Raw genomic sequence first — 14,595 nt, 5'->3', positions numbered from 1 at the left:
AGTTTGTCATAGGACAATAGACTTAGCTGAGATATAGCAGAGGATCTTTAGGGGGAACTAGAAGGGTGCGAAATCGAAAAACCACTGAAAGATTTATAAAAAAGACAGTGCCATTTTTTGTGGCGGTTATCTTATTACTAACAACTTTTACGATGAATTCATCGGTAACATATGCACACCATGACGATAACCAATTAATTAAAACAGTCTTTCATGTCTATGTAGATGGGAAGAAAATCGGGACAGTTCGTGAAAAAAGCGTCGTGGACCGCGCTGTAGAACAATTTATTCAAAATGCAAAAGGCAAAAAAGGTGATTTTGCTTTTACATTAAATGAATCTATTGAACTTAAGCCAGAAAAGATGTTTAGACCGCAGTTTGATAATGAAGCGGTAAGAGAAGCGTTATCGAAAGCGCTGTCAGTTTCATTAGAAGCTTATCGCCTCGTGATAGATGGGCAAACTGTAGCTTATGTTTCCAGTGAGAAAGAAACGGAAGATATTCTGTTGAAAATGAAACTGGAGCATGTTTCAAAAGAGGAACTTGACGCGATTGAAAAAAGCAAGGCTGAAAATAAGGAAGTTGAAATTCCTGAACTACAGCCAGGTGAAAGTAAAGTAGTAGACATAGACTTTTCATCGCCTATTTTAGTTAGAAAAGCTCAAACTTCTTTAAGTGAATTGATTTCTGTCGATGAAGCGATTACTCGAATTAAGGAAGGAACGCTTCAGAAAAAGGACCACATCATCCAAGAAGGCGAAACGGTGGAATCCATAACAGAAAAGTATCATCTGACAATGGATCAGTTTTTCACGTTAAATCCGCGTCTTGTATTAGTACCTGTTATCCGTATCGCAGAGAAAGTAACGGTTACAGAGAAGAAACCTTTTACAGAAGTTCTCGTTTATGAAGCAAGCAGGACTCAAAATGAGATTCCTTTTAAAATAGAAAAACAAGATGATAATACGCTTGAAAAAGGCGAAACTAAAACCGTTCAAAAAGGTCAAAAAGGATTAGAGGATATAACGTATACCGTTAGAAAAACGAACGGAAAAACGATCCAAAAAGATATTTTGAACCAAGAACAAGTGAAAGCGCCTATAACAGAGATTCAGAAGATCGGAACGAAAGTAATCCCTTCTAAAGGGACAGGCAGCTTATCGTGGCCAGCTGTTGGGGGTTATATCTCCAGTCATATGGGTTCACGCTGGGGACGCCAGCATAAAGGGATGGATATTGCCCGTCCATCGAATCGTTCTATCCTTGCAGCAGATAACGGAACCGTTGCGTTTGCAGGATGGGATGGGGATTACGGCAACAAAATCATCATCAACCATAATAATGGGATGAGAACGATCTATGCACATTTAAGTTCACTTTCTGTATCAACCGGGGATGTTGTGCAAAAAGGTTCTAAAATTGGTGTTATGGGATCAACAGGCCAGTCAACAGGTGTTCATCTGCACTTTGAAGTATACAAAAACGGAGTGCTGCAAAATCCTGAAGACTATTTGTAAAAATAAGGCATTGCCTCCTGGGAAAGATTTTTTCCTGGGAGGTTTTTCTTATTTGAATTAAAAGGTTTTCCCGGTATTATGGAGAAAGTTTCACTTATGATAAAATAGTAGAGATACAGCAATTTATATAATACTAAAAGTCAAAATTCAATCAGGCTTACATTAAATAGAGTTTCCGAAAAAGGAGCGTTCCCATGGATAAGAAAATTCTCGTTGTGGATGATGAAAAACCGATTGCAGATATTCTGCAGTTTAATCTTGAAAAAGAAGGCTTCACGGTTATGTGTGCATACGATGGCATCAATGCGCTGGAAAAGGTTGAAAAAGAGAAGCCAGACATGATTCTGCTCGATATCATGCTTCCATTAAAGGATGGTATGGAAGTATGCCGTGAGATACGCAAAAAACACGATATGCCGATTATTATGCTGACTGCAAAAGATTCAGAAATAGATAAAGTACTTGGGCTTGAGCTTGGTGCAGACGATTACGTGACGAAGCCATTCAGTACACGAGAGCTGATCGCGCGTGTTAAAGCCAATCTTCGCCGGCACCAGCAGGAATCTGAGCGCGAGGTAGATGAGAACAACGAAATTACCATTGGTTCTCTTACGATTCATCCTGACGCTTATATTGTTACAAAGCGCGGAGAAACGATCGAACTGACACACCGGGAGTTTGAACTGCTTCATTATTTAGCTAAACATATCGGACAAGTAATGACACGTGAACACTTGCTGCAGACAGTATGGGGCTACGATTATTTTGGTGATGTTCGTACTGTGGACGTTACGGTTCGACGTCTGCGTGAAAAAGTGGAAGACAATCCGAGTCACCCATTATGGATCATTACTAGACGCGGAGTGGGGTATTACCTAAGAAATCCTGACCAGGAGTAATCATCATGGATAAAGTCAATTTTTTTAAATCAATACATGTTAAATTCGTATTGATTTATGTTTTGCTTATATTAATAGCCATGCAGGTGATCAGCGTCTATTTTATTAACAATTTAGAGACTGATCTGCGGCAGAACTTCACAAAATCACTTTATGACAGAGTGAATTTGCTGGAGTTTAATATTGAGCAGAAAATGAAGGACGAAAAGAGCTACGAAGATTTGAAAGCGGAAAATGAAGAGAATGAAGAAGATGTCAAAACGCTTGAACAGGATATTCAAGCGTTAATTGACGAGGAATTTGAGGAGAAAGAAGTCCAGGTTTTAAATAAAGAAGGAGTTGTCCTTGCAAGTAGCAATCAAAGATTAGTTGGACAGATCAGCTTCAACCCAAAAATTAAATTAGCACTTGAAGGAACCATGGATGACGAGATCATGCTTTCTGGAGGAGAGCGTGTGATGGTCTTAGCCAAGCCGATAATAAATGATGATACCGGGTCAACAATTGGCGCGATTTACTTAGAAGCTTCCATAGAGAGTATTTTTAAACAAATCCAGCGAATTAATAATATTTTGGTTACCGGAACTGTAATCGCACTTATTATTACGGGACTTCTCGGTGTCTTTTTGGCGCGCACGATTACGCGTCCGATGGCAGATATGAGAAAACAAGCCCTCGTGATGGCAAGAGGCGACTTTTCTCGTAAAGTACAGCTCTACGGAGATGATGAAATCGGCCAGCTGGCCATGACGTTCAATAACCTAACGAAAAAGCTTCAGGAAGCGACAGCTATTACAGAGAGTGAAAGAAGAAAGCTTCGTTCGGTCCTAACCTATATGACAGATGGAGTAATTGCAACCGACCGAGATGGAGCAATCATTCTAATGAATGACCGTGCAGAAGAAATGTTGAATATTTCAAGACAAAACGCTCTTGGCACATCACTAATGGAGCTATTGCGATTAAATACAAATTACACGTGGGAAGAGCTCTATAACGAATATGAATCCATGCTTCTCGATTTCAGTACAGAGGATCTTCATTATGTTGTCCGGGCAAACTTTTCAACCATTCAAAAAGACGATGGGCCGATTAACGGTCTAATTTGTGTATTGCATGATGTTACGGAACAAGAGCAGATTGATAATGAAAGAAGAGAGTTCGTTTTTAACGTATCACATGAATTAAGAACACCGCTTACTACGATGAGGAGTTATCTGGAAGCTCTTGCGGATGGTGCATGGCAGGATGAAAACATCGCACCGCGCTTTTTAGAGGTGACTCAAAACGAAACAGAGCGTATGATCCGTCTCGTTACAGATTTGCTTCAGTTATCAAAAATGGACAGTAAAGACTATCGTTTTAACTTCCGTGAAATTGATTTAGTAGAATTCCTTGATGGTATTATTGAGCGTTTTGAGATGCTTGAAAAAGAGAACATTGTATTATCTCGCTCCTTTCCTGACAGTGTGATACCTGTTCAGTTAGATACTGATAAAATGACTCAGGTTCTGGATAATATTATTTCTAATGCAATGAAGTACTCTCCTGAAGGGGGTACGATAACCGCATCTGTGACTATCATCGGCAGAAAAGTAAAAGTAAGCATTTCTGACGAGGGTGTTGGAATTCCGAAGAATAATGTATCGAAAATCTTTGACCGTTTTTTCCGTGTCGACCGAGCTCGTTCTAGAGACCTTGGTGGTACGGGACTCGGTCTTGCGATCGCAAAAGAAATTGTTTTAGCACATGGAGGAGACATTTGGGCTGAGAGTGAATGGGGACAAGGAACGACAATACATTTTACTCTTCCTTTAAGAAAAGTTAAGGAGGGGCAGCGATGAACTGGTTGAAATGGATTACACATGCCAGAAAAATCATAAATTTTTTCCGTGAAAACTATGAACTTATTAAATCTATCACGTTAACAGTGTTAATTTTATTAAGTCTTGTCCTGACTTGGAGTCTCTGGACGTTCAAGCCAAGCTACTCCATTATAGAAGATGCCAGAACGGTTAAAAAACAAGAAGTAGCAGACGAGAAAGAACTTACAGACGTAGTTAGACCTACTCAAGTTATTTATCATAAGGGCAGTCAGTTATATGGAGCTGAAGCGAGTTCGATCATAGAGGAATTTCATAGAGGTTTGAAGGATACAAAATTTACGATCGTTACAGACAAAAAGGACACTTTTGATCCGGATGAAAAGATTGGCGTAAATAATACTTACATTGAAGTTATTTATCCCGCACGCATGTCTCAGGTAATCTATAAAGGTGTATTCAAATTTGATTCCGCTAAAGGACCTCAAAATGTAGACAGAGTTTTTCTATACCAAGATAAAGATACAGATGGAATAGAAGGATATCTCGTATCTTATTATCCAAAAAAAATACAAAAAATTAAAGCATTAAATAATGCTCTCATCCCATTTATAAAAGGGATGAATAGCAACATTGAAAAAGGTGAACTCGTTCCTTATATCACCTATGATATCGAAGAACGAAAAGATAATGGCCAAAGTGAGATTAAGAAGAGATTTTATTTTCCGTCTGAAAGAATTCAGCTTAACAAGTATAACTATATCTCTAATGCTCCTAACCAAGATACTTATGAAAAGTATAAAAAAGCACTTTTTAAAGACCCTTTAGCGGTAAAAAGTGCTACCACTGACAATCAAATAACTTATGCAGATGGAACAGCAGCGATGGTAGTCAATACCCAGCAAAACCGCTTTTCATATAAAAGCTTTGCAGGTTTGTCCAATACAAATCCAACGGTAACATCTCCCCTTTCACAATCAATTAAATACATCAATACACATGCAGGATGGGGAAATCCATACATCCTATCAGATGTAATAGGGACAGAGACGAAGTTTTGGCTGTTTGTGGAGAATTTGCCTGTCCTTGATTCAAACATGCACATGAGTCTGAAGTGGAATTATAGTGAACTTCAAGAATATAACCGGTCCATGATCCAGCTTTATTTAAACGAAATACCTTCTTCCGAGGCAGAAGTCACGCTTCCATCGGGAAAAGAGGTCAAAGAACTGATTGAGTCAGAATTTAACACGAATAACGTTTACGATATACGCATCGGATATACAATGGAAAAGCATGAAACCCTTTATACGCTCGTTCCACGCTGGTTCATAAACTATGAAACAACGGGCTGGGTTCAATTAACATTTAAAGAAGACAGAGAGGAAGGGTTTTAATTGGATTGGAAGAAAACAAAAAGCATCTTTATCCTAACCTTCCTTGTCTTGAATTTGTTTTTGGGGTATCAGCTTTATTTAAAAAATGATTTAAACAATATTGAGTACCTATCAGAACAACCGATTGAGGAAAAGCTCGCGATTAGTAACATAGCTTATCAGGATAAAATTCCTAAGTATAAAGATAAACAAACCTTAATCAGTGCACAGCGTTATGAGTTTACTGAGGAAGAAAAGGAACTGGATTCGAAAGCCATTAGCCTTGAAGAGGAAGTTAGTACAGATATTACACTTCATTATGCGTTAACCAAACCGCTTAATCTGCCTAAAAAAGATACAAAAGATCTGATTGCAGAGCTGGAAAAGTTTTTAGAAGAGAACGTTACACGCGGTAAGGATTATACGTACTTTAAATGGGATAAAGAGCAAAATATCATTTGGTTCAATCAGAACTATTTTGAGAAACCGATATTTTACAATTCTTCTAATTTTGAAAAACTTGAAGGCTCAGAGCTAGATTATCAAGCTCCGAATGGAATGATAAAATTTGAACTCGATGAAAAAGGAAATTTATCTAAATTCACCCAAACCTATCTAAATATTATGCGTCAGGGAGGATATCAAGAAATCATTACTCCTAAAAAAGCATTAGAACGCATTTTGGATACTTCACATTTAAAAAAGGGTCATAAAATTCATGATATTCAGCTTGGATATTACAGTCTTGTAGCAATCGGCGACCTTCAAGTGTATGCCCCAACATGGTTTATTGAAACCGAAAAAGGACAATATTTAGTCAATGCAACTGACAGTTCCATTCAAGTTTTATCTGAAAAAGAGGAGTAGAAAGGAACATGCGGTTATGAGTTTAAAATTCAGTGTTCTCGCCAGCGGGAGCTCGGGGAATGCGATTTACGTAGAAACAGAGAAAACAAGACTGCTTGTTGACGCTGGACTGAGCGCCAAGCAGATACAGATTCTTTTTGAAAAAGCCGCTTGTGGAGAAGTAGGAGATATTGACGGTATTTTAGTCACTCATGAACACAGCGACCATATAAAAGGGCTGGGTGTCCTGGCCAGAAAGTTTAAGCTTCCAATCTATGCAAATAAAAATACTTGGAACGCGATGAACGGATTAATTGGGGAAGTGAATACGGAACAGAAGTTTGAGTTTGAGATGGAAACGGTCAAAACGTTTAATGACCTCGAGGTAGAGTCATTTGGCGTGTCTCATGACGCTGCGGAGCCGATGTTCTATGTTTTTCATCATAACGGCAGGAAGCTTGCTCTTATGACGGATACAGGGTATGTAAGCGACCGTATGAAAGGCATTATCCGCGACAGTCATTCTCTTGTTATCGAATCCAATCACGATATTAATATGCTTATGATGGGGAGATACCCATGGAACATTAAGCGCCGTATTCTAGGAGACCATGGACATATCTCGAACGAAGATTGCGGACATGCTCTAGCTGATGTAATTGGTGACGGCACTAAACATATATATTTAGCTCATCTAAGCAAAGATAACAACATGAAAGACATCGCACGACTTGCAGTTGAACAAACATTGAAAACCCATGATATCTTGACTGGAGATCAAGTCTTTTTACATGATACAGATGCCAGTCAGCCAACAAAGCTGGCAGTCGTTTAAATAACTTACTTGTTTAAAGTAAACCGTTTCAGGAAATAACAATAAGTGTGGGAAATTATGAAAAATAACCCAAAATGTCCATAATTTAAGGACTTATTACTTATAATGGGTTATGAATTCGAACACTTCATTGTTGAAAGGAACGGTGATGACTTACATGGGTTATTATGATGGAGATCATGAATCCTCATCTCGACAAAAGGGAAACCGTGGAGGAAAGTTTCTACCAGCTTTGCTAGGAGCGATTCTAGGCGGTTTGCTTGTATTATTTACAGTGCCAGCATTGGGAGGCGCCGGTTTGCTTCCGGATAACCTGTATCCTTCAAATGAAGAGGAAAACGGTCTTGGTGCTAATGAAAACGCGATTGAGAGAAACATGGATGTTGATCTTACTACAAACGTAACCGATGCGGTAGACAAAGCATCAGATGCAGTGGTAGAAGTGGTGAACATTCAGCAAACCGATTTTTGGAGCCAGCAGCCAGCCGGTACTGGGTCAGGAGTTATTTATAAAAAAGAAGGCAATAAAGCATATGTTGTAACGAACGACCATGTGGTAGCTGATGCAAGCCAGATCGAAATCACTTTAAGCAATGGAACAAAGCTTAAAGGAACACTTCGCGGTACAGATCCTTTAATGGACTTAGCGGTTGTAGAAATCGATGGAAGCAAGATCAAGGATGTAGCTGAGTTTGGTACATCTGGTGACTTAAAACGAGGGGAACCGGCAATTGCAATCGGAAACCCTCTAGGCAACTTCCCTGGTTCAGTCACCCAAGGAATTGTCTCAAGTGCCGACCGATCGATTCCTGTAGACTTAGACCAAGATGGGAACCCTGACTGGCAGGCAGAAGTTATTCAGACTGATGCAGCGATTAACCCCGGAAACAGCGGAGGAGCGCTGATCAATATAGCTGGACAGGTAATTGGGATTAATTCCTCAAAAATTGCTCAGCAGGAAGTAGAAGGAATTGGTTTTGCGATCCCGTCTGATGTAGCAAGGCCCATTATTGAAGATCTTGAAAAGTATGGAGAAGTCCGAAGACCATTCTTAGGAGTAAATATTATCCCTCTTTCTCAAGTTAACACCTATCATCGTGAACAGACATTAAAGATTCCAGAGAGTGTTAAAGGCGGCATCGTAGTCATGGAGATCACACCAACATCTCCTGCAGCTCGGGCTGGTATAAAAGAAATGGATGTTATCGTTGAAATGGACGGCGAAAAGATCAATGATCCTATAGCACTTCGTAAATTCCTTTATACAAAGACTAAAATCGGCGAAGAAGTCGAAGTCGTCTTCTATCGAGATGGTAAAAAACAATCAGCTAAAGTTGAATTAGGTAAGCAAACATAAAAACAGGGGGTGAACTACCCCCTGTTTTTATTTTGAACACAAAGCGCTATATGTGGACAACTTTTTACATGTATTTCGTTTACAGAAGACAAAGAATTCGGTAGTGTAAGATAGAGAATTGTGGATAAGTAAGGAGAATGGTGAAATGAATATTATTTGTTGCAGAGAGCATGCTGAGCTTGCGATTGACATCATTGTGGATGAGTTTGAAACAGCACCAGTTGTCGCGTTATTAACAGGAAAAGATGAGTTATCAACAACGTGTGAATACTGTAATGAACCAGGTGTATATAAAGTATCGAACATATGAACGCCTACAATATATGGGCTTAATTGTGCATATGTGGATAAGTTCTGGGGATAACTTATTGCGAAAAGGAGTTTTCAACAAGTGAATATATCAATTGTTTCCGTAGGGAAGCTAAAAGAAAAATACTTAAAACAAGGAATAGACGAATACTTAAAAAGGCTTGGACCATACGCAAAGATAGATATTATAGAAGTTCCCGATGAAAAAGCACCTGAAACATTAAGTGACCAGGAAATGATCATGGTGAAAAATGCAGAAGGTGAACGGATCTTAGCAAAAATCGGGCAAGATGTTCATGTCATTGCAATGGCAATTGAGGGAAAAGCAGTTTCTTCAGAAGATCTTGCCGAAAACCTAGATAAGCTGGCGACGTACGGGAAGAGTAAAGTGGCATTCGTTATCGGAGGTTCTCTAGGACTTAGTGAAGCCGTGATGAAGCGGGCTAATGAGAAAATTTCATTCGGAAAAATTACGTATCCGCACCAGCTTATGAAACTTGTTTTAGTTGAGCAGATTTACAGGGCATTTCGGATTAATCGGAATGAACCGTACCACAAATAGTGGTAAACCAGAGAGTAGAAGTAACTCTGGATAAAGAAGTATTAAAAAGGCTAATTTAAATTAAGGAGACCGTTCGTGTTATTTAGAAGGTCTCCTTTTGGTTTTCTTAAACTTGTACTTCACTCATAAATGCATGAGTATTATCTTCTGTATCTTTAAAAAATACCATCCATGTTTCTGTTTGTCCCATTTTCGCTACAACATGTGGTTCATCAATAAAGATAACTTCTTTAGCTACTAAGTGTTCATAAGTATCTTTAATATTAGTTACATGAAAATAAATAACTGAACTTGAATGGGCGAATTCATCTTTTTCAGGTAGTGATAACATTAGCCGCAACCCGTTACATTCAAAGAATGCCATACTATCAGTGTTAAATAAAAGGGATAGACCTAATTTCTCTTTATAAAAATCTAATGCTCTATTCAAGTCTTTAACAGGTACACCAATCTGTCCAACTTTTTGAACCATTGTCATTTCCATATTACAATTCTCCTTTCAAATATCTATTCATTATAAGCATAAATAATTTCCTCTAATTTTTCTTATCCAATATCACCTTTTTTCGATATTCTATAGGAGATATACCAACATGTTGTTTAAACATTTTACTAAAGGACACAGGGTTTTGAAATCCAAGTATAAAGGTTATATCAGTCATATTTTTATCTGCTTTTGATAATAGTTGCTTTGCTTTTTGTATTCTAAATTCTGAAATATGCTGATGAGGTGTTCTACCGTATATTTGATTGTAAGTTCTTAATAAATGGTTAGGTGATAAACAAGCAACTCTAGCAACTTCATCTAGTTTTATAGGTTGATTAAAATATGATCTAATATAATCATGTGCAATACTTACCCTTCTATATAATTCTTCACGTGTAGAATTACGAATTGCATGTAATGATTCAATTTCTTTATATGTATTAAAGTGTTCATTCAAAATAGAATACATTATCTTATGAAATTGTTCCTCATAACCAACGGAATCAATCTCAAGACTTGGTAATATCTGCATAAAATTTTCCAGTTGAGAAGATAGAGTATTATTTTTATGATAGGTTTTTTCAAAAAAACCAATAGAACTTGTATCCTTAAACGGATCGCTTAGAAGACGATCATTTGTTTCTTTTAAGGAATGAAAGACTTCTTCTGCAAACCCATCTTTAAAGAAAAGACAAAAGGATTCTACAACTTTAGGTTCATCAATTGATATAGTGTATTCACCCTCATTGAGGAGAAGGTATCTATTCTCTTCAACAGCAAAAAAGCCTTTGTTAGTCTTATAATGGGCTTTACCATTAAAGAATGTTTTAAGAGACAATTGACCAATCCCTTCCCAGTAAAACTGTTCACTTTTTGCATGCAACACGAAATTGGTAGATTCATTTTTTGTCATAATACAATCTCCATAGTAGATAACTTATTTTTCCATAGTAATATTATACATAATAATAGAATTTTAAGTTGTTCAAATATATTACCAATGATTTTGTATGAACCGTATCATAAATAGAGTCAAAAAAAGTGTTATTTTACGTTTTTAAAGCTGTTGGGTAGCTTTTATATAGAACACTACAGGTATACTTGAACGAAATCTTCCAATTTCCAAACAACATCTGGTGGAATACCTTATAAATCGGATGAACTAGCAGAACGGTAAGTTCATTTTTCTTTTATTCGGAGAATGCAGAATCGTCCATCTTTATAGAAAAAGGCAGCTCGAGCGAGAGGATGAGGATATCTTAAGCAAAAAAAGAGCATCAGAAGAAATTTTGCTGAGGCAACATGTACTTTGCTCTCAGCGTGCAGCCATATTCATAGGTAAGAGATTGATAACTACCTGTTACATTAATATGAACACAGGTGCCAATTTAAGTTGTGGCCGATTTAGTTTTGACTATGTTTAATGATACATATTGACACCGGTTTATTGCAGCGAAGGACCAGCGAGTGCCAAGGAGTTAAGAAAGTCTTTGGTATAAGGGGAGATGATTATGAAAGTCTATACGATTGGACATTATAACCATTCAAAAGAACAATTTTTGAAGTTGTTGGAATCAACTGAAATTAGCTTTGTGGCAAATGTCCGGGCATTTCCTGCAAGTCGCAGAAGTTTACACTTTAAAAAAGAAAAAATGGACCAGTGGCTGAAAGAAGCGGGGATTCATTATCGCCATTTTCCCGGTCTTGGCGGGAGAAGGGAAATGTCGGGACAGGTAGGGGAACAATTGAACGAAGGAGGGAATAACCGCTCATTTCACAACTATGCGGATTATACAAGACGGATGATTTTCAGTATGCTTTAGAACTACTAAAGGAACAGGCCAAAAAAAATACTCTCATCTATATGTGTTCAGAACATCATCCGGCAAGATGCCACTGTCTTCTCATCAGCAACTGGCTGCAGGCAAATGGATGGGATGTGCTCCATCTCATACCTGATTCCAAGGGGAATTCTGGGATAGTCCCTCATGAATTGGGGAAGTGGGGAGCCATGCCAATCATTGAAGAAGATGGGACCGTCGTGTATCCGAAACTATAAAAATAAAAAACGAGAAACACAGGTGCCTAAACACTTTCTCTTAGAGATCTGAATAGGATTTAATTAAAGTCTCAAAAAATGTTTCATAAGCTTCTGCCATTACCTCAAATGAAAACTGTTCACGAGAAGCACGGGAAAGAGTCTCGTGCTTCCTTTATGTTTAAAAAAAAATAAAATATCTATCCCTGATCTATACTATTTACTGGAAATAGGATACTTCAACCCATTCTTTTCAATCTTATCTTTAATAATTGTCTCAACATCTAAATCTAATTCACTACAGAGCATAAGTCCGTAAATGAATACATCAGCGATTTCTTCTTTGATGTTTTCAATGTTTTGGTCTACAGCTTCGTCACTGCTTTTCCACTGAAAATCTTCTAACAGTTCAGCAGCTTCAATAGAGAGCGAAATGGCAAGGTCTTTTGGGTTGTGATATAGTCCCCAATCTCTAGCCTCTCTAAATTCATTGATTAAGTTCATTATTTGCTTAATTTCATTCATGTTAACCATCCTTAATATTGTTGTCATTTTCTAAGTTTAAATCTTAAAAAGCCTGCTTTAATACTTACTTCGATCCTCCGCAGCCACAACTATCTGCCTTGGTGACAAATCATCATAAACTACAGATTTGTTTAGCCGCTCTCTGAAATACTTATTTAATGCTGAATCCGTACAGAAGATAAAGCATCCCTTCTGTCCTCTAGTCATAAGCGTTCTGTATGTATTCCTAATAATTTGGTCCGCAAGAGCATGAGCTTTTTCTGGATTTCCTTTTGCAATTGTTTTAATTCCTTTAAGAGACTGATCAGTTTTAGCACGTTTTGTATAGTCTGTAATCACCAGGTCATCCTTAAGGCTAAGGTCAGGTCCAATGATAACACCGACGTAATCAAATTCAAGTCCTTGGGATGTATGAATGCATCCTGCTTCAGAGACAGAATCCTGTTCGATTGCCCAAATGCTGTCAGAGAGGTTCCAGCTGATACTAAAATTGTGCTCGGGTATTTCGATGTCTTTATGAAGGGTATTAGTCCGGCCATTTTTCGGCCACTCCCAGCAGTAACCAGCAAGAATACGTGACTTGTTATTTTTCTTATTCAGCTCTTCAATTTCCTTCAGCATAGCATTTGGGTCATCATATACCCTGAAGTCATAATCTACACCACGGTCGTTTGCGTTCGCAGTTTCCCTGATTTGAAGCACGTCATCCAACCAGGCAATATACGCATCAGATCCATCACAGCGAAATTGTGAAATGAGTTTGCCCTGAATCAGTTCGGCATCTAACTCTTCTGCATACGTTTTGATTAAATCAATACTTCCGATGTCTTTTAGCGTAACTCTTTGATTTTCATCAATAAAGAAAATCGTAAATTTAGATGAGCGAATTACTTCCTTTATTTGATTTTCACCTAGATTGCTGAATAGTCCTGACTTTTCATTCAAACGGTGTGCTTCATCAATAATGAGCACGTCAAATTCACTTTTTTCGGATTCATAAAAGCTGCCAGATCCTTTAAACAGGTTATCAATCTGTGTTTTCTTGATTGTCCCTTTCAGTTTGGAAGCATAAACATTACGAGGGGCTGAATTCTTTGATACATAAAGTGCTGTTAAACCCTGGTTGATATGATTTACTAGAAGGTTTACAGCCATTACAGATTTTCCAGTTCCTGGTCCACCTTCAATTACCATTACTCTCTTATGGTTATTTTTAATACTCTCGAGCGCTAAATGATAGGCCTCTTCATAAAAAACTTTTTGTTCATCAATAAGCACGAATTCCTGATTCCCTTTCAGCAAACTCGCAAGAGAATCTTGTAATGACTTGGATGGTCGGATTTTGCCGTGCTCTATCTGATAAATCAATTGGTTACGATCTCCGTAACGCACGTACTTCTTAATAAAATCTCTTAATCTCTGTATCTCACCTTTTGCAAAAACAGGTGCTTTAGCTAGATGATCAGAATAGTGAGGATCCATCAACGGATCATTTTCTGTCTTTCGGTAATTATGTAGATAGGCACATGGTTTCAACACAATATGCTGATCTTGCACGTTCTGATTAAAATCTTGAATTAAAGTAGCGTATGACCATGCCTGATAAGAAGGATGCGTCACAGTCCGGTTACTTCCCCCAAGATAGGTAGACACAAGCGCATCTTTGGATGTTACCTTTTCAACCTCTGACCACTGCTTCAATTCTACAATCACAACATGATCCTGCATACCATCGTGACCAGCCACTAAGAAATCTACTCGTTTAGATGTATTCGGAATCTTAAATTCTATTGCCACCGATGTATCATCAGGAATCTCTTCATCCTGCATAACATTTGACATACGCTGCAGCGAATTCTCCCATGAGTTGATTTCACTTTTAGTAGTCCTACCTATTTTATTTTGGTATGACTCGTAAAGACGTTCTACGAGAAGCTCGTTCGTAACATCAGATATAAATTCAGTTTTTGTGGCTTCGTAAATGATCAAGTCGTTTTCACCTCTTTGGAGAGTCTATTGGA

The 14,595-nt window shown here is 38.0% G+C and carries 13 protein-coding genes and 1 pseudogene; 10 read left to right on the top strand and 4 right to left on the bottom strand.

Annotated features, from left to right (window positions below):
- The first annotated feature begins 65 nt into the window (after positions 1 to 65).
- The 9 genes from ABE41_RS20215 (at position 66) to rlmH (ending at position 9,524) form a co-directional block, all read left to right on the top strand.
- The gene (locus tag ABE41_RS20215; RefSeq protein ID WP_066294373.1) at positions 66 to 1,517 is read left to right on the top strand and encodes a peptidoglycan DD-metalloendopeptidase family protein; all 1,452 of its coding nucleotides are present in this window, start codon (positions 66 to 68) and stop codon (positions 1,515 to 1,517) included.
- A gap of 194 nt (positions 1,518 to 1,711) precedes the next feature.
- Positions 1,712 to 2,416 carry a response regulator YycF gene (yycF, locus tag ABE41_RS20210; protein WP_066294371.1) on the top strand — a complete coding sequence of 235 codons (705 nt, stop codon included), beginning with the start codon at positions 1,712 to 1,714 and terminating at the stop codon, positions 2,414 to 2,416.
- Positions 2,417 to 2,421: 5 nt separating this feature from the next.
- On the top strand, positions 2,422 to 4,260 hold the full coding sequence (walK, locus tag ABE41_RS20205; protein ID WP_066294370.1) for a cell wall metabolism sensor histidine kinase WalK: 1,839 nt from the start codon (positions 2,422 to 2,424) through the stop codon (positions 4,258 to 4,260).
- Positions 4,257 to 5,636, top strand: coding sequence for a YycH family regulatory protein (locus ABE41_RS20200; protein ID WP_066294367.1), 1,380 nt, complete (start codon positions 4,257 to 4,259; stop codon positions 5,634 to 5,636). The genes walK and ABE41_RS20200 overlap by 4 nt, the downstream gene beginning before the upstream one ends.
- Positions 5,637 to 6,482 (top strand): two-component system regulatory protein YycI, encoded by an 846-nt coding sequence (locus ABE41_RS20195; RefSeq protein ID WP_066294364.1) that lies wholly within the window; start codon positions 5,637 to 5,639, stop codon positions 6,480 to 6,482.
- Positions 6,483 to 6,498: 16 nt separating this feature from the next.
- Positions 6,499 to 7,296, top strand: a complete 798-nt coding sequence (locus tag ABE41_RS20190; RefSeq protein WP_066294361.1) for an MBL fold metallo-hydrolase — start codon at positions 6,499 to 6,501, stop codon at positions 7,294 to 7,296.
- 157 nt (positions 7,297 to 7,453) lie between these two features.
- A complete protein-coding gene (locus ABE41_RS20185) occupies positions 7,454 to 8,653 on the top strand; it encodes a S1C family serine protease (RefSeq protein WP_066294359.1) in 1,200 nt (399 codons plus the stop codon).
- 145 nt (positions 8,654 to 8,798) lie between these two features.
- The gene (locus ABE41_RS20180) at positions 8,799 to 8,963 is read left to right on the top strand and encodes a CxxH/CxxC protein (protein WP_066294357.1); all 165 of its coding nucleotides are present in this window, start codon (positions 8,799 to 8,801) and stop codon (positions 8,961 to 8,963) included.
- Between the two features lie 81 nt (positions 8,964 to 9,044).
- The gene (gene rlmH, locus ABE41_RS20175; RefSeq protein ID WP_066294354.1) at positions 9,045 to 9,524 is read left to right on the top strand and encodes a 23S rRNA (pseudouridine(1915)-N(3))-methyltransferase RlmH; all 480 of its coding nucleotides are present in this window, start codon (positions 9,045 to 9,047) and stop codon (positions 9,522 to 9,524) included.
- Positions 9,525 to 9,630: 106 nt separating this feature from the next.
- On the opposite strand, the gene ABE41_RS20170 is transcribed toward rlmH, so the two are convergent.
- Positions 9,631 to 10,008, bottom strand: coding sequence for a VOC family protein (locus tag ABE41_RS20170; RefSeq protein ID WP_066294352.1), 378 nt, complete (start codon positions 10,006 to 10,008; stop codon positions 9,631 to 9,633).
- 52 nt (positions 10,009 to 10,060) lie between these two features.
- The gene (locus ABE41_RS20165) at positions 10,061 to 10,924 is read right to left on the bottom strand and encodes a helix-turn-helix domain-containing protein (RefSeq protein WP_066294350.1); all 864 of its coding nucleotides are present in this window, start codon (positions 10,922 to 10,924) and stop codon (positions 10,061 to 10,063) included.
- Positions 10,925 to 11,516: 592 nt separating this feature from the next.
- Between ABE41_RS20165 and ABE41_RS20160 the strand changes: the two are divergent.
- Positions 11,517 to 12,070: pseudogene (locus ABE41_RS20160) on the top strand (DUF488 domain-containing protein).
- Positions 12,071 to 12,265: 195 nt separating this feature from the next.
- Here the strand turns inward: ABE41_RS20160 and ABE41_RS20155 are convergent.
- Together ABE41_RS20155 and ABE41_RS20150 are read right to left on the bottom strand one after the other, a co-directional pair.
- Positions 12,266 to 12,574 (bottom strand): nucleotide pyrophosphohydrolase, encoded by a 309-nt coding sequence (locus tag ABE41_RS20155; RefSeq protein ID WP_066294348.1) that lies wholly within the window; start codon positions 12,572 to 12,574, stop codon positions 12,266 to 12,268.
- 57 nt (positions 12,575 to 12,631) lie between these two features.
- On the bottom strand, positions 12,632 to 14,563 hold the full coding sequence (locus ABE41_RS20150) for a DUF2075 domain-containing protein (protein ID WP_066294346.1): 1,932 nt from the start codon (positions 14,561 to 14,563) through the stop codon (positions 12,632 to 12,634).
- Between the last annotated feature and the right edge of the window lie 32 nt (positions 14,564 to 14,595).

Source organism: Fictibacillus arsenicus, assembly GCF_001642935.1.
In the GTDB taxonomy this organism is placed as follows: domain Bacteria; phylum Bacillota; class Bacilli; order Bacillales; family Fictibacillaceae; genus Fictibacillus; species Fictibacillus arsenicus_B.
Note: the sequence above shows the minus strand (reverse complement) of the source record. Positions and strands in the feature narration are given on the sequence as shown.

Excerpts from the sequence above, each read along its gene's own strand:
- ABE41_RS20155 (WP_066294348.1), bottom strand. The coding sequence starts at position 12,574 with ATGAATGAAATTAAGCAAATAATGAACTTAATCAATGAATTTAGAGAG.
- ABE41_RS20200 (WP_066294367.1), top strand. The coding sequence starts at position 4,257 with ATGAACTGGTTGAAATGGATTACACATGCCAGAAAAATCATAAATTTT.
- ABE41_RS20190 (WP_066294361.1), top strand. The coding sequence starts at position 6,499 with ATGAGTTTAAAATTCAGTGTTCTCGCCAGCGGGAGCTCGGGGAATGCG.
- ABE41_RS20170 (WP_066294352.1), bottom strand. The coding sequence starts at position 10,008 with ATGGAAATGACAATGGTTCAAAAAGTTGGACAGATTGGTGTACCTGTT.
- ABE41_RS20185 (WP_066294359.1), top strand. The coding sequence starts at position 7,454 with ATGGGTTATTATGATGGAGATCATGAATCCTCATCTCGACAAAAGGGA.
- ABE41_RS20180 (WP_066294357.1), top strand. The coding sequence starts at position 8,799 with ATGAATATTATTTGTTGCAGAGAGCATGCTGAGCTTGCGATTGACATC.
- ABE41_RS20165 (WP_066294350.1), bottom strand. The coding sequence starts at position 10,924 with ATGACAAAAAATGAATCTACCAATTTCGTGTTGCATGCAAAAAGTGAA.
- walK (WP_066294370.1), top strand. The coding sequence starts at position 2,422 with ATGGATAAAGTCAATTTTTTTAAATCAATACATGTTAAATTCGTATTG.
- yycF (WP_066294371.1), top strand. The coding sequence starts at position 1,712 with ATGGATAAGAAAATTCTCGTTGTGGATGATGAAAAACCGATTGCAGAT.